13 protein-coding genes are annotated in these 19,683 nt (G+C 42.3%); 2 read left to right on the forward strand and 11 right to left on the reverse strand.

Going from position 1 to position 19,683, the window contains the following annotated elements; all coding sequences use genetic code 11:
* Positions 1–53 precede the first annotated feature (53 nt).
* Together VUI23_RS15355 and VUI23_RS15360 are read right to left on the reverse strand one after the other, a co-directional pair.
* Positions 54–854, reverse strand: coding sequence for a transporter substrate-binding domain-containing protein (locus tag VUI23_RS15355; RefSeq protein ID WP_342804899.1), 801 nt, complete (start codon positions 852–854; stop codon positions 54–56).
* Between the two features lie 771 nt (positions 855–1,625).
* Entirely contained in the window at positions 1,626–2,801 is a 1,176-nt protein-coding gene (locus VUI23_RS15360) for a thiolase family protein (protein ID WP_342804900.1), read from the reverse strand.
* A 267-nt stretch (positions 2,802–3,068) separates the two neighbouring features.
* Between VUI23_RS15360 and VUI23_RS15365 the strand changes: the two genes are divergently transcribed.
* Together VUI23_RS15365 and VUI23_RS15370 are read left to right on the forward strand one after the other, a co-directional pair.
* Positions 3,069–3,743, forward strand: coding sequence for a nitroreductase family protein (locus VUI23_RS15365; protein WP_342804901.1), 675 nt, complete (start codon positions 3,069–3,071; stop codon positions 3,741–3,743).
* Between the two features lie 35 nt (positions 3,744–3,778).
* Positions 3,779–4,246, forward strand: a complete 468-nt coding sequence (locus VUI23_RS15370) for a CreA family protein (RefSeq protein ID WP_216047075.1) — start codon at positions 3,779–3,781, stop codon at positions 4,244–4,246.
* A gap of 107 nt (positions 4,247–4,353) precedes the next feature.
* Here the strand turns inward: VUI23_RS15370 and VUI23_RS15375 are convergent, their stop codons facing one another.
* The 9 genes from VUI23_RS15375 to VUI23_RS15415 all read right to left on the reverse strand — a co-directional run bounded on the left by VUI23_RS15375 (position 4,354) and on the right by VUI23_RS15415 (position 19,679).
* Complete coding sequence (locus VUI23_RS15375; protein WP_342804902.1) at positions 4,354–6,657, reverse strand: DnaJ C-terminal domain-containing protein; 2,304 nt, start codon at positions 6,655–6,657, stop codon at positions 4,354–4,356.
* 145 nt (positions 6,658–6,802) lie between these two features.
* A complete protein-coding gene (locus tag VUI23_RS15380; RefSeq protein WP_342804903.1) occupies positions 6,803–6,991 on the reverse strand; it encodes a hypothetical protein in 189 nt (62 codons plus the stop codon).
* Positions 6,992–7,047: 56 nt separating this feature from the next.
* Positions 7,048–9,507: a protein kinase gene (locus VUI23_RS15385; RefSeq protein WP_342804904.1), complete on the reverse strand. Its 2,460-nt coding sequence runs from the start codon at positions 9,505–9,507 to the stop codon at positions 7,048–7,050.
* Between the two features lie 55 nt (positions 9,508–9,562).
* The gene (locus tag VUI23_RS15390; protein ID WP_342804905.1) at positions 9,563–11,860 is read right to left on the reverse strand and encodes a serine/threonine-protein kinase; all 2,298 of its coding nucleotides are present in this window, start codon (positions 11,858–11,860) and stop codon (positions 9,563–9,565) included.
* 47 nt (positions 11,861–11,907) lie between these two features.
* A complete protein-coding gene (locus VUI23_RS15395) occupies positions 11,908–14,463 on the reverse strand; it encodes a M4 family metallopeptidase (protein ID WP_342804906.1) in 2,556 nt (851 codons plus the stop codon).
* 12 nt (positions 14,464–14,475) lie between these two features.
* Positions 14,476–16,350, reverse strand: coding sequence for a protein phosphatase 2C domain-containing protein (locus tag VUI23_RS15400; protein ID WP_342804907.1), 1,875 nt, complete (start codon positions 16,348–16,350; stop codon positions 14,476–14,478).
* Positions 16,351–16,373: 23 nt separating this feature from the next.
* On the reverse strand, positions 16,374–17,261 hold the full coding sequence (locus tag VUI23_RS15405) for a serine/threonine-protein kinase (protein WP_216047082.1): 888 nt from the start codon (positions 17,259–17,261) through the stop codon (positions 16,374–16,376).
* A 15-nt stretch (positions 17,262–17,276) separates the two neighbouring features.
* On the reverse strand, positions 17,277–18,098 hold the full coding sequence (locus tag VUI23_RS15410) for a vWA domain-containing protein (RefSeq protein ID WP_303500826.1): 822 nt from the start codon (positions 18,096–18,098) through the stop codon (positions 17,277–17,279).
* Between the two features lie 60 nt (positions 18,099–18,158).
* Positions 18,159–19,679, reverse strand: coding sequence for an FHA domain-containing protein (locus VUI23_RS15415; RefSeq protein ID WP_342804908.1), 1,521 nt, complete (start codon positions 19,677–19,679; stop codon positions 18,159–18,161).
* Positions 19,680–19,683: the final 4 nt, after the last annotated feature.

Genomic DNA, 19,683 nt, shown 5'->3' on the forward strand with positions numbered 1-19,683 from the left:
CTATGGCTTACAGAGTTTGCGCTAAAAATGAAAATTAACAAAAAATGCCACACTCAGTACTTCAAACTAATGGGGGATTCAGATACGTTAAGAAAGGATTCAAATTGTTGATCTATTTCGCGTCTCTTACCGGATTTCTCAATAAGTGCCAAAGCTTCATTAAAACGATCAATATGTTGCTGTGCATCTTTGAACTGACGAGAGACAATATAAAAAAGTGGAACATTAGCCACAGGGATTTGCAGCACATTGACGTTAGAAAGTTTTGTAAAAAGTGTAGCGTTATTTTCACTTTGTAGATAACCATTGATAAACCCCAAATCACTCCAACCTTTTGCCACTTGCATAACGCATCCACCAGCCGTCGATGCGTTTTGGATTATCAGTTGATGCTTGTCAATTAATGCAACTTGTTCGCGGCTCAGACTGTAACCATGGGGCAAACATAAACGGGCTTTTTTTAATTCCGCTAACGACATTACATTCTTATTTTTATTTGTATATATTCTGACAGGAATCAAGTTAATAGGTTTGGAATAGATAAAAGTCTTTGCTCTTTGTTCGGTAAAAACATACGGAAAAGTCCCTTCATATTGCCCTTCAGCGGTCCATTTATAACCCCGCTGCCAAGGCAGAATCTCAATATCGACCTGTTTCCCCATTTGCTCAAATACTGCTTTTATTATTGATACTGACCAACCGTCATCGATTGCTTTAGGGTCAACATATGGGTAGTAATTAGATCCTGTGATTAATTCAACTTTATTGTTTTGATGAGAAGATAAACTATTTTGCTGACCTATACTTAAACTTGAATAGGTTAATAAAGACATAGTTATTAAACTAACGACCATACATCTACCCATTCGCAAAATCCCTGCAGTTGTCAATAAACGAAACACTGTTTTAGTCAATGAAGTGAATGACTTAGAATATAATAGAATCGATAAAAATTGAAATATTAGAAATAAAATTCCCTAAAGAAATATGCGTATTTTGAGAATAATTAGCCTAAAGCACCCACCTACAACCCAACCCTGTAGCATGGCCTTTAGGCCATGGAATTAGGCCACGGAAATAACCCATGAATTTTGCTGGCCTATCTAAGCGGGGCTAAAGCACCCGCCTACAACCCAACCCTGTAGCATGGCCTTTAGGCCATGGAATTAGCCCGTGGAATTAGCCCATGGATTTAGCTGGCCTATCTAAGCGGGGCTAAAGCACCCACCTACAACCCAACCCTGTAGCATGGCCTTTAGGCCATGGATTTAGGTCACGGAGATAACCCATGAATTTAGCTGGCCTATCTAAGCGGGCCTAAGCACCAACCTACAACCCAACCCTGTAGCATGGCCTTTAGGCCATGGAATTAGCCCGTGGATTTAGCCCGTGGAATTAGCTGGCCTATCTAAGCGGGGCTAAAGCACCCACCTACAACCCAACCCTGTAGCATGGCCTTTAGGCCATGGAATTAGCCCATGGAATTAGCTGGCCTATCTAAGCGGGGCTAAAGCACCCGCCTACAACCCTGTAGCATGGCCTTTAGGCCATGGAATTAGCCCGTGGATTTAGCCCGTGGAATTAGCTAACCTATCTAAGCGGGCCTAAAGCGCCCGCCTACAGGACTAACACATTTCAACCGCGATAGCGGTAGCTTCACCACCACCAATACATAGCGAGGCAACACCTTTTTTTAGACCTTTGTTGTGTAAAGCATGTAGGAGGGTAACGATAAGTCGAGCACCAGACGCGCCAATTGGATGGCCTAAAGCACAAGCGCCGCCGTTAATATTTACTTTGTTGCTGTCTAAACCCAGTTTAGTAATGGCTAACATGGTCACCATGGCAAAAGCTTCGTTGATTTCAAACAAATCAACATCCTCTTTGTCCCAACCAGTTTTAGCAAACAATTTTTCCATTGCACCAACTGGGGCGACCGTAAAGTCTTCAGGTTTAATGGAGTTGGTTGAGTGACCTACAATTTTAGCTAAAGGCGTTAATCCAAGTTCTTGTGCTTTAGCTTCTTTCATAATCAATAATGCAGCAGCACCATCAGAGATCGAGCTAGAATTAGCTGCAGTTACAGTGCCGTCTTTTTTAAATGCAGGACGCAGTTTAGGAATTTTATCCGGCATTGCATTACCTGGTCCTTCATCTGTGTCTACAACCACTTCTCCTTTACGAGTTTTAATCGTTAGTGGAGTAATTTCATTTTTAAACGCGCCACTTTCTATTGCATTCGACGCTTTGGTTAGAGAAGACAGAGCAAAGTCATCCATTTGTTCACGGGTGATAGACTCTGCGTCAGCAGTATCTTGAGCGAAACACCCCATTGCCTTTCCATCATACGCATTTTCGAGACCATCCATCATCATGTGATCGATGACTTGGCCGTGTCCCATTCGATAACCGCCGCGGGCTTTAGGCAAAATGTAAGGTGCATTACTCATGCTTTCCATACCGCCGGCAATAACCACTTGCGCAGATCCGGCAGTGACAAGATCATTTGCCAACATAACCGCTTTCATGCCAGAGCCACAGACTTTATTGATCGTCAACGCTCCAGTGCTTAATGGTAATCCAGCTTTTAATGTCGCTTGTCGAGCAGGCGCTTGACCTAAACCAGCTGGTAGTACACAACCCATGATGACTTCGTCGATGATATTTTTATCTACATCACCCAAAACAGCTTTAACCGCTGTGGCACCTAATTCGGTTGCATCTACGGCTGATAAACTACCCATAAAGCCGCCCATCGCGGTGCGTTTAGCAGATACAATAACAATAGAATCATTACTCATTTTTATAACCTCTTATGCTGAATTAGCAGCTCAAAACGTCCTGAGAACAAGACTTTTGATGTCTGCCAATTATTTGCCTTCAAAATTGTAGAAGCAAACTAGAGCAATATTATGCAGAGATCAATGATCATTGTCATATTAGAGAGTATAACTTTGGTACTATTTCACTTACTGCAACACTGAGTAAATTTGCTGTCTTAATTGATATCTAGATATACTCATTGCTTGAAGAAAGGACCTATTAAGTTTAAGCAAAACTGGATATCGATGAAACAACATGATGCAACACCATTAACTGATTATATTGAATACTCTGTCGACGAGATGCAAAAACGCGCGCAAGACTTCTACGAAAATATCAAACGCCGTCATAGTGTTCGCCAATTTAGTAATCGTAGCGTACCGCAATCGATTATAGAAAATTGCATAAAAGCAGCAGGCACAGCACCAAGTGGTGCCAATCATCAACCTTGGCATTTTGTGGCAATACATTCATCCGAAGTAAAAAAACAAGTTAGAGAGCAAGCCGAGCAGCATGAGCAAGGATTTTATGCTGGACGTGCAGGTGAAGAATGGCTTGATGCTCTTAAACCTTTGGGAACGGATGCGCAAAAACCCTATTTAGAGCACGCTCCTTGGTTAATCGCCGTATTTAGTCAGAAAAAAGGCGGTGTGGTGACAGGAGAAAAACACACTAATTATTATGTTCATGAATCTGTAGGTATCGCGACAGGTATGTTAATTACCGCTTTGCATCATGCAGGCTTAGTTACCTTAACCCATACACCTAAACCCATGTCATTTTTATCAAAAATTTGCAACCGACCAGACGATGAGCGACCTTACATGTTATTAATAGCAGGTTACCCAGACACCGATGCCACTGTGCCTAAACATGCACAGAGCAAAAAAGCGTTATCAGAGATCTGCACATTTTTATAACGATGCAAATTCAAGTACCTATAAGGACTAACAGAATGAAAAAATTGATTATCGTGCTACTCGCAACAGTGAGTATATCCGCATGTAGTGACAATGAAGTGGGCGATGTATCTTTAGGTGTATTTACCACAAAAGACATTAAATTAGATGCCTTACAAGATCCCATCGTAACCGGAGTGACTTGTCATATTTCAAGTATCGAAGCTAATTTGGATTTATCGGATCCCTCCGATAGTTCAATTGCTTGCCGTCAAACCGGAGAGATTACCGCGCAGATGATTAATCAAATTGATAAGTCTGATTCCGGTGAAGTGGTGTTTAAAAAATCGAAAAGCATCTTTTTCAAAAATATGAAAGTGAGACGGATTTTTGACCCAAAATCACAAACCCTGATGTATCTTTCATATTCAACTAAAGAAACCTCTGGCAGTTATAAACACAGTTTGTCTACGGTGCCTTTGTGGGGCACCGCAGCCTATCCTAAAAAACTAACTGTTAACTAACAAACAAATATCAACGTTCAGTTAGTTAAGGTTATCCCCCCAATTATTGAATAGCTCAATGATTGGGGGGTCACGTCATTGAGCTTTTGTCTTAACTCAGTGAAATGCTAATTCATCATCACAGAAATTAGGGTTTTCACACTCAATACAAACAGTACCCAAGCTAAGATTCGCCAAAAAATGCCAGCCTTAGTGTATGTTTTGTTGTCTGTTGACTTTTCAGCGACTTGTTCGGTTGTGTGACTATTTGCTGATTTTGTACTTTGAGACTGGATGGTTTGTAAATTTACATGATTTTCGCTGCTCAAACGCAGTGGTTTCCCGTCTAAGCTTTTCACCTTCATCAAAATGTCGCTACCTTGGCAATACACAGACACTTCAATTTTGGGAATCCCCTTTGTGGCTGGCGAAATATCGCTGATATCAAAGGTGCCTAAGAACACAGATTTACTCAGTTTGCTGCTATTTCCCCGGTATAGATTAAGAGAAATAAGCTGCTGATTATCTTCTGAGGTAGAAAAAGTCTGCGATACAGGATTAGCTAAATTAGTGCCTGTAGTTACCAGAGGAGTCAAGGTGCTTCCCAAGGTTTCTATACCAATATTTTGTTGGGCGATCCCGTTACTAATCGCTGGACTATTCTTTTCTAGTACGATAACAACTGCACCATCTTCGGTAACTGTCGTTTCGGTAGTTCCCGTGTCTGATGGCTCTAAGCTGAGGAAGAGGCTACCACGCAGCCGCGTTTCAGCGCCGAATGGCAGTCCGATTCCATTTAAGCGAATAGCTTGTCCGTTTTTATACCCCTCAGGGACTTTTAATTTAAACTGTCGATCAAGGGCGGTAAAAGGTATTTGATTGCCGGCGATGAGTTGATCCTCAGACACCCTAATAGAGGCATGCAAATCTTGCCCTTGAATAGTAAATACCGAGTGAGGCTGGATCGCTATTACGATATATAAATCACCAGCGGTTCCAGCAAAGCTGGTCACATTGCCTTCACCCTTTAAACGAATGCGATCGGCGGTCATCACGCCTTGCGGAATTTTGACTCGCAATGCTTGATTCTGGGCGACTAAGCCTTTTCCTTTACAGACCGAACAAGAGGAGTTAACAGCTCCTTTGGCAACACAGGTTTGGCAAGATACGATTTTACTGAAATTGATATCTACGGTATTTTCCTGAACGGAATCTTCCAACGTGTACGCTAAAGTATGATTAATATCTTTGCCAGCAAGATCGCCGGCACCTTCATCACCTTGAGCTGTGTGCTTAGTTGAACGTCGTTTTGGGTCGTCCTGACCAGCGATTTCAAGCTTCCAGCCATTACGCGTCGCCTCTGCCACTACGTATTTACGCACGGCCGATTCGTCGGCGCCTAAGCTGATGCCTTTACTAACCAACATAGCCATTTCTGTCTCACTAACCACACCATCAGAACCAGCTAATTCAAGCATATCATCCAATAATGAAAGCGGGTTTTGCTGCTGTGCCGCTTCACTTCCATCAATTTCAACACTGGCTAACAAACGCGCCTTAACTTCTAACATTGTTTGCGGACGTTCTAAGGGCTTAAATTTCAAACAGTCATCAATTAGGGTTAACAACTGAGTTGAATAGCCTAAATCGGTAAAACTGGTTGCAGATTTCAACGGATCTTCTCGGCCACTCACTATGGCCAATATGCGACTTTCAGCTTTGATACCTGCGGTACCCGAAACGATACGATACATTAGTGCACCAAAAGCATGAATATCCACTGTGGGCTTAGCTTCACCAGTGCCTTCAATCTGCTCCATAGGTGCATAAAAGTCTGAGTAAGGAGCTTGCGACTGAGATGCCAACGCAAAATTCTGTTTGGCCGCGCCAAAATCAATTAACACAGGTGAACCATCGGAACGACGGATAAACACATTCGCAGGTTTAATGTCGCGATGTAATACACCTTGCTGATGTACATAAGCTAAACCATCGGCCATAGGTAATAAAAAATGCAGCAATTGCTCTTGTGAATACCGTTGACCTTGGGCTTCCAAACTGGAGATCAATTCATCTAGCGCTAACCCGTCTTCAAAATCCATCACCAAATAAGCAGTCCCATTGGCGGTAAACAGATCTCGACAACGCACAACATTTTGGTGCCGCAGCTTCACTAATGTGCGACCCTCTTCCATAAATCGACGCAAACAATCACTGTAGACATCTTGTTTCGAAGTCCCATGGGGCACCACTGTTGTGCCCTGCCGACTTGCAAGTTCTACCGGTAAAAACTCTTTAATGACCACTTCTTCATTTAAATGGGCATGATGAGCTTTATACACCACGCCAAACCCACCTTGGCCAAGTACCGACTCAATAACATAGTGATTTAACGGGGTGCCTTGAGGCAGCGCTAAAATATTCTCATCCATCAATTATTACACCTTAACGTTCCCGTTTTTCATTATATATTCCTGTTCGCGCAATAGTGTTCACCATGAAATTCCTCTGCCGCTTAAGGCATCTTTTGCGGAGGAATTTCCAGCTCGCGCCGCTTTTTTATGCCATTCCACGGCTTTATTGTAGATAGCTACTCATTTTACTGGAACATGCAAAAGGCAAGGACTCTTTAATCACCACCATTTGGCGCAGCAAAGCATGCTGTGCTTTGTACACAACGCCAAAACCACCCTGTCCCAACACAGATTCAAGCACATAATGATTACGCTCTGTGCCTGTAGGTAAAGCAAATACATGATCAGTCATTTAGCTATAAACAGCCCTTGAAATTCTTACTATTTTTAATATTCAACATAATGGCTTTACCAAGTATATCCCTTGTCGGTTAACCTTTTTTGGGAATCCTCGTGGCCTTGCTTGGCTGCTTTTTTATACCATTCGATAGCTGTTGATAACGAGGTATCCACACCGCGACCAAACTCATAACAAAGACCTAAATCGTACTGTCCCCATTGATTGCCTTGTTCAGCTGCCTTGCGATACCAATAAACAGCATCGGTTTTTGAAACAGAGACGCCATGCCCCCGCTCATATTGCAAACCTAAACTAACTTGTGCGCTGGAATACCCTAGGTCTGCTGCTTTTCGATACCATTTAATCGCCTCAGTATGGGACTGTGTTACCCCTTCTCCATCTCGATACAGATTACCTAGGTTATGCTGTGCACTTGCATGATCTTGCTCCGCTGATTTACGAAACCAATAGAGTGCATTGGAGTAAGATTGCTTCACTCCATCCCCATCTCTGTATAATATTCCAAGGTTATTCTGTCCGTATTTACTGCCTAAATCAGCGGCTTTTGCGTACCATTTTGCAGCCTCAGTTAAAGACTTAGCAACGCCATAGCCGTTTTCATACATATAACCTAGGTTATTCGCAGAATTTGCGTGATCTTGGTCGGCCGATCGTTGATACCAATACACAGATTGCTCGTACGAAACAGGAATATCAGAGTCATTACCGGTGCGATAATTGTTACCTAATTCAAATTGCTTCTCAGCATCTGAGGGGTTCAATCCTTCATTTGTCAATTTCCGTAGAGCTGCTTCAGCCAAAGAACGATAAATTCCAGATGGGTATGTGTTTAGATATCCATCATAATCCATCGCTGTATTAGCTTCTTTAGCCTTGTTCCAAGCGGTTTTATCGGCCGATTCGCTTTGACGTTGTTTCGCGAGTCTTTCGAATTGGTCGATGCGATTTTGAGCTGATGTGCGGTAGCGTCCTTCAGTTTGCACATCAAGATAGTGTTGATAGGAGGAACGGGAGTTTAGTTTTACCGCTGCCGACCATGCTTGATCATCCTCTTCCTTTTTCTGCTGTTCGGCTTGTTGTTTTGCTAATATTTCAGCTTGCTGCTGTCTTTGATTATCGAGCTCACGTTGTTTTTGCTTTAGATAACGCTCTTGTTTAGCTAATTCTTGCTGCTTTTCTTGATAAAGTGAATAGCCATAGAAACTGCCACCTGAAACCAGAGCAAGTACAACAATTAAAGCCAACCATTTTAATCCACCAGAAGATTCCACTTTTTCGTTAGCTGGCCAAACGGGCTCTGGTTTTGAAGTCGGCTTGGAAGGGGTAGCAGCAGGCGGTGGAGGTGTTGGCAAGGGTGTGGGAACTGGAGTGGCAGACGGTTGTTCCGTTACAGTTTGCTCAACCCCATTGGCAAATCGCCAACCGTGTTGTGTCGCTTTAGAGACCACATATTGTTGCGCCTCGACAGGATCAATGGTCAACATAACAGCCTTATCCAAAATCAGTTTCATTTCAGCTTCACTGATCTCACCATCGCTACCTGCAAGCGCAATTAAATCATCTAATTTTGCAAGTAAAGTCAATGACTGGCCGCTATCGTCTTCGCTGTTATTAGCGCTTTTCAGTAATCGGTCTTTCACTTCTTGCATAGTTTGCGGACGATCATTTGCCTTAAACTGCAAACAATCGTCTACAAGTTTGAGCAATGATTGACTAAACTCGCCTTTTTGCAGCTCAATTGCAGGAATTAATGGATCGGGTTTTCCCATGGCAAACGCTAAAGTTCGACTTTCCGCTTTAGTTCCCTTTTCTCCCGTTACAATACGATAAATCAAGGCGCCAAACGCATGGATGTCGATAGTAGGTTTGGCCTCACCACCACCTTCAATTTGCTCCATAGGTGCATAAAATTCTGTATATGGAGCTTGCGATTGCGAAGCTAAAGCAAAGTTTTGTTTAGCTGCACCGAAATCGATAAGAACTGGTGAACCGTCACTACGACGGATAAAAATGTTGGCAGGCTTAATATCGCGATGCAACACACCTTGGCTGTGGATATAAGCCAGCCCATCAGCCAACGGTAGCAAAAAATGCATCAATTGTTCTTGCGAATAATGCTGACCTTGCGACTCTAAGCTGCTAATAAGTTCATCTAGCGCTAATCCATCTTCAAAATCCATAACGAGATAAGCGGTACCATTGGAGGTAAACAAATCACGGCAACGCACAACATTAGGATGACGCAGTTTTACCAAAGTACGTCCCTCTTCCATGAAACGTCTTAAGCAATCTCCATATACATCTTGTTTCGAAGTGCCATGGGGCGTCACAGTTTCCCCTTGGCGACTAGCTAGCTCAACAGGCAGAAATTCTTTAATCACAACTTGCTCGTTTAAATGGGCGTGGTGAGCTTTATACACCACACCAAATCCACCTTGACCAAGCACTGATTCAATAACATAGTGATTAATTTCAGTTCCAATAGGTAGCGCTAGTATATTTTCCATTTCAACACTCTTTTTCTAATTATTATTGCATTCACAACTAATTATTTCTGCCGCGTTACCAAGTTAGATTTCTGTTTTCTAACTCTTTTTGGGCTTTTTCATACCCTTGTTTGGCCGATAATCGATACCATTTTATCGCTTCAGATTCGGATTGAGGGACAGCATCACCATTTTCATACATGATCGCCACATTGTACTGCCCGACTCTGTTATTTTGATCCGCTGCCAATCGATAATATTTTAACGCTTCAGAATAAGATTGGGTTACACCATGGCCTTTGTAATATTGGTAACCATAGCTAACGTATGCAGAAGCTAATTCTTTTTCGACCGCTTTTTTGAACCATTTGTTAGCTTCTTGATGTGACTGAGTTACCCCAATACCATCTCTATACATTGCCCCTAAATTATTTGCCCCATAGGCATTCCCAAGCTCAGCACTTTTACGGAAAAACTTTACTGCTTCAGAATAAGACTGCTCAACACCTTGGCCTAACTTATACAGAAGCCCAGCATTATTCATCGCCCCAGTTTCGCCCTGATCCGCAGCTTTTTTATACCAGTATAATGCTTGTTCGTAAGACTGTTGGCGACCATCTTTACCGTAATCAAAGTTATAACCTAGGATAAATTGTTCATTAGAATCAGTAGGGTTCAATCCTTGCTTGGTTAATTCAGCTAAGGCATCTAATGCTTCTTGTCGATGGATTCGAATGGACCCTTTATCTAAATAACCTTGATAATGTAATGCAGAGTTGCCTTTTTTCGCTATCGCCCAGTCAGCTTCATCGCTTTTGATTCGAGCTTGCTGCTGTTCCTGTATGATTTTCAATTCGGCAATGGCGCTATTTGCGGCATTGCGATATTGACCAAATTGCTGGGTATCAAGATAGACCTGATAAGCCGCCGCGGTGTTGCTTGATTTCGCTTTGGCCCAAGCATTTTCATCTTCTGCCTTAAGCTTTAATGCAAGGCTTTCTTTTTGTTGTTGGTAGGACGCTGCTAATCGATTTCGTTCTTGTTCCTGTTGATAATCCACAATCGCTGGCAGAGCTACTAAAATGCCTACAAATACAAGACTCGCTAGAAGCTTGGCCTTAAAAGAGGATGTTTTTTTAGCTTTATTCTGCTCCTCTTGAAGAGCAACTTTGTTGGTTTTTTCAGGCTTTTTCTTGAACGGAGGCTCTGGCTTATCAGCGCTGCTTGTTGACGGTCTGCTGTCCTTCTCAGGAGCATTAGTCGTGCTACCGTCTATTTTCCAATGATTTGCTGCGGCTTTGGTTAATATATAACCTTTAGCTGCTTCGGCATCAATATTCAGTGTTTTAGCTTTACTCAGAATTAATCGCATTGCACTTTCCGAGATAATGCCATCACTACCGGCCATATCGATTAAATCATTGAGTAAATGAAACGGCTGAGGAGCAGGATCCGAGATAACCTCAATAAATGGCTCAGCAATAAGCTGTAACCTTTGTTTTACCTCAGCCATTGTCTGAGGCCGATCTTCGGCCTTAAACTTTAAACAATCATCAATCAGAGTTAGAAAAGATTCAGAATAATCCGCTTTGGCCAAACTCGCGGCTGGGGCAAGAGGATCATCTTTGCCTATCACCATGGCCAGCGCACGACTCTCGGCCTTAACCCCAACAGTGCCGGTTACGATACGATACATAAGTGCACCAAACGCATAAATATCAATGGTTGCTTTGGCTTCTCCACCACCTTCAATTTGTTCCATTGGCGCATAAAACTCAGTATAAGGAGCCTGTGATTGAGATGCTAAAGCGAAATTCTGTTTCGCTGCGCCAAAGTCAATAAGTACAGGTAAACCTGTGCTGCGACGAATGAAAATATTAGCGGGCTTAATATCACGATGTAATACTCCTTGGCTGTGGATGTATGCTAATCCATCAGCTAGAGGTATTAAAAAATGCATCAACTGTTGTTCGGAATAATGCTGTCCTTGGGACTCTAGGCTACTAATAAGTTCATCTAAGGCTAAACCATCTTCGAAATCCATCACCAAGTAAGCCGTGCCGTTGGCGGTGAAAAGATCCCTACAACGGACAACATTTTTGTGCTTAAGTCGAACTAAAGTGGAACCTTCTCGCATAAAACGATTTAAGCAATCAGCATACAGGTCATGTTTAGAAGAACTATGGGGAGACACAGTTTGACCTTGACGACTCGCTAACTCGACCGGTAAAAACTCTTTAATTACCGCTTCGTCATTTAGGTGAGCATGGTGCGCTTTGTATACCACACCAAAACCGCCTTGGCCTAAAACAGATTCAATAATGTAATGATTTAGCTTTGTACCTTGCGGCAATGCTAATATATTTTCATCCACTATGTTTCCCCCCTAATGCCTTAACTTATCGATAATTTAAAAAATGACTAGAGCCTAATTTTGCCGTCATCCTGCTCAACACCCACTTCAATTTTGAAATCAGCTAAATACAACACTGCACCATTTACAAGTTCTTGCTCTGAAAACTTTTCCAGCTGTTCAGCCTGGTTGTTGTTTTTCAAAAATGATCCGTAAGAAGAATCTAAATCTTGAAAACACCATGTATCATTTTTAAAGGTAAATTTGCCATGAGTCCCAGAAACCGAGTCATGGGGAATAACCAGATGACAAGCGGTATCTCGGCCAATTGTAACTCCCTCATCTGACATTTTTTCACTGTGAATTTGAAACCGCCCTTTGTCGGTTTGCAAGGTTAAAGTGGACGAGATATTCGCAGTTTGTTTAGCGTTTTTGGCCGCCGATTGTTTGCTATCAGTAATATGACACGGCAAATCAGCAAGCAGAATTTCATCACCTATATTTAGCCGTACCGCTTGATGTTTAGTCACTTTTTCAGCGTTTACGAAGGTCCCGTAAGTTGAGCCTAAATCCTCTACATACAAGAACTTGTCGTGCAAAAACAAACGTATATGAAAACTAGAAACAGAAGGATACTGAATAGAAATAGTTGCCGAATCAGAACGACCAACGGTGATTCCTTTACCGCACAAGGCAGCATTCGACAACGAGTAATATTTATCATTAACCAATAAAAAACCATAATTACCGGTTAGCTGAGCATTCAATTTGCCAGCTTTTCCAGACTGACCTTTATCGCCGTTAGTGTCTAAATTTAGATTATAGGGAGCGAATTCCGAATTGTCCGCTTTACCTGGGCGAGATTTTTTGAGCATAAAAAACAAAACAACGAACAATAAAAATAAGCAAAGGACAGTTAACAACAGCACTTGGTTACTTATTTCGGCAGTAGACTCTGGCTTTGTATCCGGTTTTGGAATTGGATCGGGTTTAGGATCTGGCTTAGGGTCAGGTTTAGGATCTGGCTTGGGATCAGGTTTAGGATCTGGTTTAGGCGGTGGCTCGTTTTTAGTCCAACGACCTTTTACACCAATGGCGTCAAATGCCATGTGCACTGCTGTTCTTTCTTCACTGTATTTGCCAAAAATAATTTCAGCCGATTTAGCAAAGGCATAACGAGCATCTTGAAAATCCGAGGTTTGCGTTAAGATTTTTGTGGCACCATACTGCCAAATTAACAACGCTTTTTTCATCCCGATTTTAGGAACGTTGTCGCCCCCCAAACGCCGATGAGATCCCCCTTCGGCGAGCAAATAAAAAGCATGGTTAATAATAGATGAATTAATATGAACACCACCGTAATCCTTGCTTCCAGTGTAGCGTTCACTGAAATGATCAGGCATATCTTGAATTCGGGTTGGGTAGCTGAAATCACGTATTACTTGGTTACCTAACCTTAACTTCCAATCAGAAGAGGCTGGTGAGTTTAACCGCTTGTTCTGCCAACTGACGAAACCTACGCCAATAGCGTCACCAATAGCTTCGTTTAATGCGCCCGACTCTTGCTGATAAATCAGCCCTGCCCCATAAGCCACAATACCGTGGGTGAGTTCGTGCATGATAACTTCAGGATTTTGTAATAAGGGAGCATGTATCTGCATTAAACCAAGTGAGTCACTCAGTTCAGTCCAAAATGCGTTAGTGGTATTGTTACCAGCACAACTCAGACTTTCTTCATAAAATTTATTACCAACAAAAGCCAAAACTTGCACATTGTCATGTCTATCGATGCCAGAATGGCCAAACAGAGTTGTTAAATAGGAATTAGCATCATCTAGCATAGCGGCTAATTTTCGCTCACTGGTAGAACTTGCCATAGACTGGGATTCAGCTGGCGGATAAGCCTGAATGTAGCCGCTATCAGCCATTATCAATAATTCGACTATGGTCGTTGGACGGTTATAACCAACCACAGCGCACATTTCATCGACGTCAATCAAACCATAACTAAAATCAAGGCGATTGGGGATTTCTTTAAGTACAGAACCGGTACTAGAAATAATCAAAGTATATAAATAGTCCAATTGATTTTTTTTGAATTTGCCACGCACTACGGCTGCTGCAAGCAGTTCTTTGGCAACTTTGAAATATACAGGTTTAACCTCAGGTTGGTCTTGGTATTCAATTTTTAACTCAGCTAAAGTGGCCGTTACCGTTTGTTGTAAACTCGCCATACTTGGCGCAGCGGGTGCAGGCAAATCAGTCGTCATTAAGTGAGCACTAACAGGTTGCCCTTGTGACAAAACCAATACTGACTGATGGGTAAATACATCAATATTATTTAGTTTCTGTTGAATCCGATAGATGCTGTAGCCGTTATCTTCTTGGGTACTTTGCAGTATTTGTATTTGCGCAGCATCAGACATCCCTAAAAGCGGTTTATTCTCACTCACCCAGCCATTCAGATCTTGCTCTGACTGAATAGGCGTATCAACAGGCTCAAATGAGGTTTCTAGACGAGGGGCTTGCAGCGCTGTGGCACTTCCCCTCCCAGTTTCTTCAAACTGCTGAGCCGCAATATTAGTGAAGCTAATGAAAACAGCGATTAAGGCAAAGTATTTCACCACTTATGATCCTTAACGACTAACATGTTTAGGTACTAGGCGCAGTGATTCACAGCTAGCATCAAGCAAAAATAAATCAAACGCTTGCCCAGTTTCTTGCAGGATAATGTCGGTTAACCAAAAATAGCCTGAACTGGCAGGGTCAATATAAAGTACGGCGTCAGATTTACCTTTTTCAATTGTTTTTGCTTGTTGACTTTGAGCACTTTGATATTGCTTAAAACAGGTTGCAAAATCATGGCTTGGAGAGTCTGGCACTTGCGATAAATTACTGACTTTGCCAGAAATCACCTCAATCCCTGAACTGGTTTTTTGGTAACGTAATAAAGCGCCGTAAACTGGTGTATCTTTGACCTTTAATTGAACTGTGATAATTTCAGTATATTGATCTTTCATCACATCCGTTTTGCTTAATTTACTGCCCTTTGACAAACTACCATCTTGGGTTAAACGATCTTCAAGTTTAGCAATGGGATCTTCACCAGCAGCAATGTCTAATTCTAAACTTGGCGCTGAATCTAAATTGGCGTTCAAATCTGCAGGCCCAGATACATTGCCTTGCTCATCAGAATGAGCAGCTATATCGACATTTTTGACATAATTTTTTACATTCGAAACTGGAGGTTGTTGCTCCATCGAATCAACACTTTTGTCAACCTCACTCACCGACTCTTCAACAGCTTGTTTCGCATCATCAATGGAGTCAGTTACCTCATTGGCGACCTGTGAACCAACTTGATCAAGGGATTTTTCAACATCCTCAAGCACTTGTTCAGCTTGGTTTTCAATTTCCTCTGTTTCTAAGTCGCTCGCAATCTTAGCATCACTATCAGTGCCTACTTCCTTGAGCATATCTTCATGCACTTGTGCATCATTAGGCGAAGGCTCAAACTCATCTTCGGTTAATATTTGCGGCTCATCGGTGCAACATGGTTCGATGGAGGTACGGTAGGTAAAGTAAAGCAACACTAACAACATTAAGGCCACAAGCGCCAAAGCGATCACTTTCCAATTAACGACTGTCTTTATCTCGTTTTCACTAGGCGTGACTGTCTTATTCGTCACTGACGTCGGTGCGGTGCTGGAAACTGAAGTTTGTTGTTGTATCTGTGCTGCTGTCGCTGCCTCAGTCTTGTTTTCAGATGTCAGCACAGCGGTGCTTTTATCCAATTCACACAATACAACGGTGGTATTATCTTGACTGGGCTTAACTTGCAATGTGTCATCCATGCGGTTAGCGAATATGTAATCTCTATTGTCATTTTTGACTAACTCTAAGATTTCATCATTGTCGAAGATTTCCCAGAAACCGTCAGTACACAATACAAAATACTCACCGTCATTTAGCTGCCAGTGAGTGATTTCACAGTGGGCACTGTCACTACCATCAAGACAGTTCAAAAGTTGGGTTTGGCTTGGGTGTGTGGCTAATTCATCTTCGCGTATTTCACCCATCAAGAACTTTGCATAAGCAAGGGAATGATCTTTGGTTTGTTTTACTTTGCCATTTTGATCAAATTGGTAAATTCGCGAATCACCAGCATGGGCAGTGACTAATTCGCCATTGAATTGCAATAATGCTGTTAGCGTAGCAGCGGTTGAAATACCTTGCTCACAAGTTTGTTTAATCGCTGCATTACACTGCTCTGCAAAAGCATTTAGAAAATCTTCAGCATGCATAAAATTATCGCGAGTTTGCCAGAACTCGCCACTTTTATTAGCGATAATTTCAGCTGCCAACTCGCCTTGCTTAGTGCCTCCCACGCCGTCCGCTACAACGATGAATATATCGTTATTCTGGTCACTCAAATGATAAGCATATCGGTCTTGATTGTAATCTCTGCCCGCTTGTTCAGATTTTTCAAAAATAATACGGTTACTAGACATTTATAATTCCCTTCCACGCGCTCTTATAATGGCAACGCTGCTTTAAATTCACTGATATCCTGATACCTGTGTTCAGGTTGCAGTTGAGTGGCATAAAATAATGCATTAGCAACAGTATCGCCGCAGCTATGAGACACCTGTTCCAACAACATTAAAATAGGGTCGCTGCCATCGCTGTTTGATTGCGTATATCGGTCAAACGCTTTAATCGGCCGTTGCCCTGTTAAAAGTTCAATTATCATCACCCCTAAAGCGTGGATATCAGTCCAAGGACCTATAGGGAAAACATTATATTCTTGTTCCAATGCAGCATACGACTGAGTATTTTGGGCTTGTTGACTCACGTAGCCACCCGCTACTTTTACCGCCCCAAAATCGATTAAAATAGGATGCAGCACTGCACCTGAACGTAAAAACACGTTACTGGCTTTAACGTCTCTGTGTACCAAGTTTTGTTGGTGTAAATAATCCAGCCCTGCTAATACGCCAGGTAATACTGCACTAATTTGTTGCCACGAAAACGGCTGGTTATGAATTTCAACTTGTTGCACATAACTTTCCCATAAGGTATTACCGATCTCTTGATGCATAACCATATAGGCAGTACCCGCTTCGTAAAAACAATCGTATACATAAACAATGTTATCGTGATCTAAGGTGAGTAAAGTTTCACATTCATTTTTGAACTGCTGCAATGCTGTTTCATAAACTTGGGTCAAATCCGCCATGAAGGGTTTGACCATGCCGTCAACACGGTGAGCAATTTGATTCGGCAAATACTCTTTAATAACCACTCGATATTCAAGGGAAGCATGTTGGGCAAGATAAACAACACCGAAGCCGCCGCTACCCAGCACCTTTTCAATAACATATCGATGTATTCGATCGCCGGGTTGAAGTTCTCGTTCCACAATACTGTTCTTAACTTACTTGGGCATGAGCGCAATTAACAACGCTGCGGTTAACGACCCGTTGGAAATATCTAAATAATTACCCAAGCCAGCTTTTGCCAACCCTTGATAAAATTCTTTTTCGTGTTTTTCATCGCCAGAGTAACGCACAGATACGCTGTATTTTTCATTGGCGAAGCGTTGAACTTTGGTCATTAATGGTCGAGCTTCACCAGAGTGCGCTTCATCATCAGTAATAATAAAAATCACTCTACGTTGCGCCTCAGAACGCCATTTGGTGTCCAGCGCAGCTTCAAATCCTGCGTAAACCGATTCACCATTATCACCAGGGTTGAATCCTCTACCAATACCCAAGTTAAGATTGACTTGTTCTAAATAAGATTTTAAAACAGCGATATCTTTGGTGAGGGTAAGAGGGAATTCAGACACAGGCCGATCAAAGTTTTTATCTCCAAAGGCAACGATGCGCATGGCCGCTGAGTCAGATAACATTTCGATAATCCGTGCAATATTGCCAATTTCAGCACGTAAACCATTGATTTCTTGCCCCATACTGCCAGTCACATCTAATACCACCACTAAATCAAGGGTTTGCATTTTTTGGAACCCCGATGGCGTGGGTTTAGGCACTGGAACTGGATCAGGTTTTGGCACACTAGGCGGGGGACACACCTTCACTTCTGGACACGTTTGCGGCGCGGGGGCGGGAATTTTCGATACATTGCCAAAAAAAGGAAGTGAAATAACAGCGAGTAAAATAAACGCGCCCATTCCTGAAGCAAACAAATCTAAAGCTGACATGCTAAAGATATTGATTTCCCTACTTTTGAGCTTCATCTGTCGATTTCCCTTATGATTACATCACCGGCAATGACGAACACTGCCGGTTAGGCAAATTTAAAGCACAGTGACTTTAAACGATATCGTGCTTAAGCGAAGAACCATGTCATTGCTCAATTCCATCGGTTGACCTGGGATAAGCTGGACTTCATTTAACCAACTGCCGTTTTGACTTCCCATATCTTCCACAAAGATTTTATTTTCGTGCAAACGAATCATTAGATGCTTTCTGGAAATCTCGCTCTCTCCCAAAACATAATCTACTTGAGCACTTTCACGACCTATGATTTGACCTTCACTTTGCGCTAATGATTTACCATTTATTTTAATTCTTACGGTGTCACCTTTGGTAGTCGAGCCATCTAATAAGATATCGTTGAAGGACTTCTCCATTGCTGCGATTTTACCTGCTAGATTATCTTTTTCCTGAGCAAGACCACTGGCTTCTTTAACTTTATTTTGAAGCTCATCTGTTTGCGCTTGCATCGCTTCTTTTCGCTTACGCATAAGAATGACGAACAGCAACAACATAACCAATAGCAAAACGCCTCCACCTAATAAAATGTAGGTTTTTTGCTGTTCAGACTTAGCCTGCTTTTGCGCTTCTAATTCGGCGGCTTGCTCTGCTTTGGCCTTAGCTTCTTCGAGCGCTAAACGTTCCTCTTCCGCTTTTTTGATAGCGTCTTCGGTTTTCTTTTGTTTTTCTAAATTTTCTGCAGCAATTTTAGCGGCTTCATCTTTCGCTTCTTGCAACAACCTGTCAGCTTCTTCTTTGGCTTCTTGGGCTTTCTTTTGAGCCTCTTCTAATTTGGTTTTCGCAGCCAAATCTGCATCTTCTTTGGCCTTTTTAGCAAGTTCAGCGAGTTTGCTTGCCTCTTCAGCGTCTTTTGCGGCTTGTTCTGCTTTGGCTTTTGCTTGCTCTACATCCGAAAGACAGACTTCATCAGCAACGCTAAAGGTAATATTATTTTTACTAAGAAAAGACTTTAGTGTTTGTGTAGATAATGCATAAGCGATGTTTTCTGGCGCTTTCATACCCGCAAAAATGGCCGTTTCAAAAACACTTACACCTACCAATTGTTTACAGTTATTCAGTAAAGGCGCTGCCCACTGTCCTTCTTGGTAGAGCGCAGTGTGAACATAAATATCGCCTTCGGAGAGATCTTTTACAGGCTCTAATCGCTGAACGATGGAAGGAGTTTCTTCAGAGTCGGTTTTTAAGATCAATTGTTCACCGACAGTTTGTGCCTCTTTTGCTAACAAAACTGGGTCACCAGTTACATTGCTTGCGGACAAAACCGCAAGGCGCATGTCTTCGTCTTGGACTATCACTGTAGCCAGTATTTTAGCTGCTGGTGTCACTGAGTTATCGACAATAAAAAGTGATTTAGCACCATCTATCACCTCTGCATCGGTGACAAACTGGTTATCATTCACTTTAGTCGCTATCGCCGTTTGGGTTTTACCGTTTTTACGCTCAATTTGAACTTGATAAGCGTACGTTTCCGCCGTGGCGGAAAATATCGTCGAACTAAAAACCAGTGCCAGTAGTGCTATCAATCTAGGTGACAAAAACATGCCG

The organism is Alteromonas sp. M12, from assembly GCF_037478005.1.
Lineage (GTDB): Bacteria > Pseudomonadota > Gammaproteobacteria > Enterobacterales > Alteromonadaceae > Aliiglaciecola > Aliiglaciecola lipolytica_A.

What these genes read in the sequence shown, in the direction of transcription:
- VUI23_RS15385 (WP_342804904.1), bottom strand. Translation starts at nt 9,507, where the DNA reads ATGGAAAATATACTAGCGCTACCTATTGGAACTGAAATTAATCACTAT.
- VUI23_RS15370 (WP_216047075.1), top strand. Translation starts at nt 3,779, where the DNA reads ATGAAAAAATTGATTATCGTGCTACTCGCAACAGTGAGTATATCCGCA.
- VUI23_RS15415 (WP_342804908.1), bottom strand. Translation starts at nt 19,679, where the DNA reads ATGTTTTTGTCACCTAGATTGATAGCACTACTGGCACTGGTTTTTAGT.
- VUI23_RS15380 (WP_342804903.1), bottom strand. Translation starts at nt 6,991, where the DNA reads ATGACTGATCATGTATTTGCTTTACCTACAGGCACAGAGCGTAATCAT.
- VUI23_RS15400 (WP_342804907.1), bottom strand. Translation starts at nt 16,350, where the DNA reads ATGTCTAGTAACCGTATTATTTTTGAAAAATCTGAACAAGCGGGCAGA.
- VUI23_RS15410 (WP_303500826.1), bottom strand. Translation starts at nt 18,098, where the DNA reads ATGAAGCTCAAAAGTAGGGAAATCAATATCTTTAGCATGTCAGCTTTA.
- VUI23_RS15365 (WP_342804901.1), top strand. Translation starts at nt 3,069, where the DNA reads ATGAAACAACATGATGCAACACCATTAACTGATTATATTGAATACTCT.
- VUI23_RS15375 (WP_342804902.1), bottom strand. Translation starts at nt 6,657, where the DNA reads ATGGATGAGAATATTTTAGCGCTGCCTCAAGGCACCCCGTTAAATCAC.
- VUI23_RS15355 (WP_342804899.1), bottom strand. Translation starts at nt 854, where the DNA reads ATGGTCGTTAGTTTAATAACTATGTCTTTATTAACCTATTCAAGTTTA.
- VUI23_RS15360 (WP_342804900.1), bottom strand. Translation starts at nt 2,801, where the DNA reads ATGAGTAATGATTCTATTGTTATTGTATCTGCTAAACGCACCGCGATG.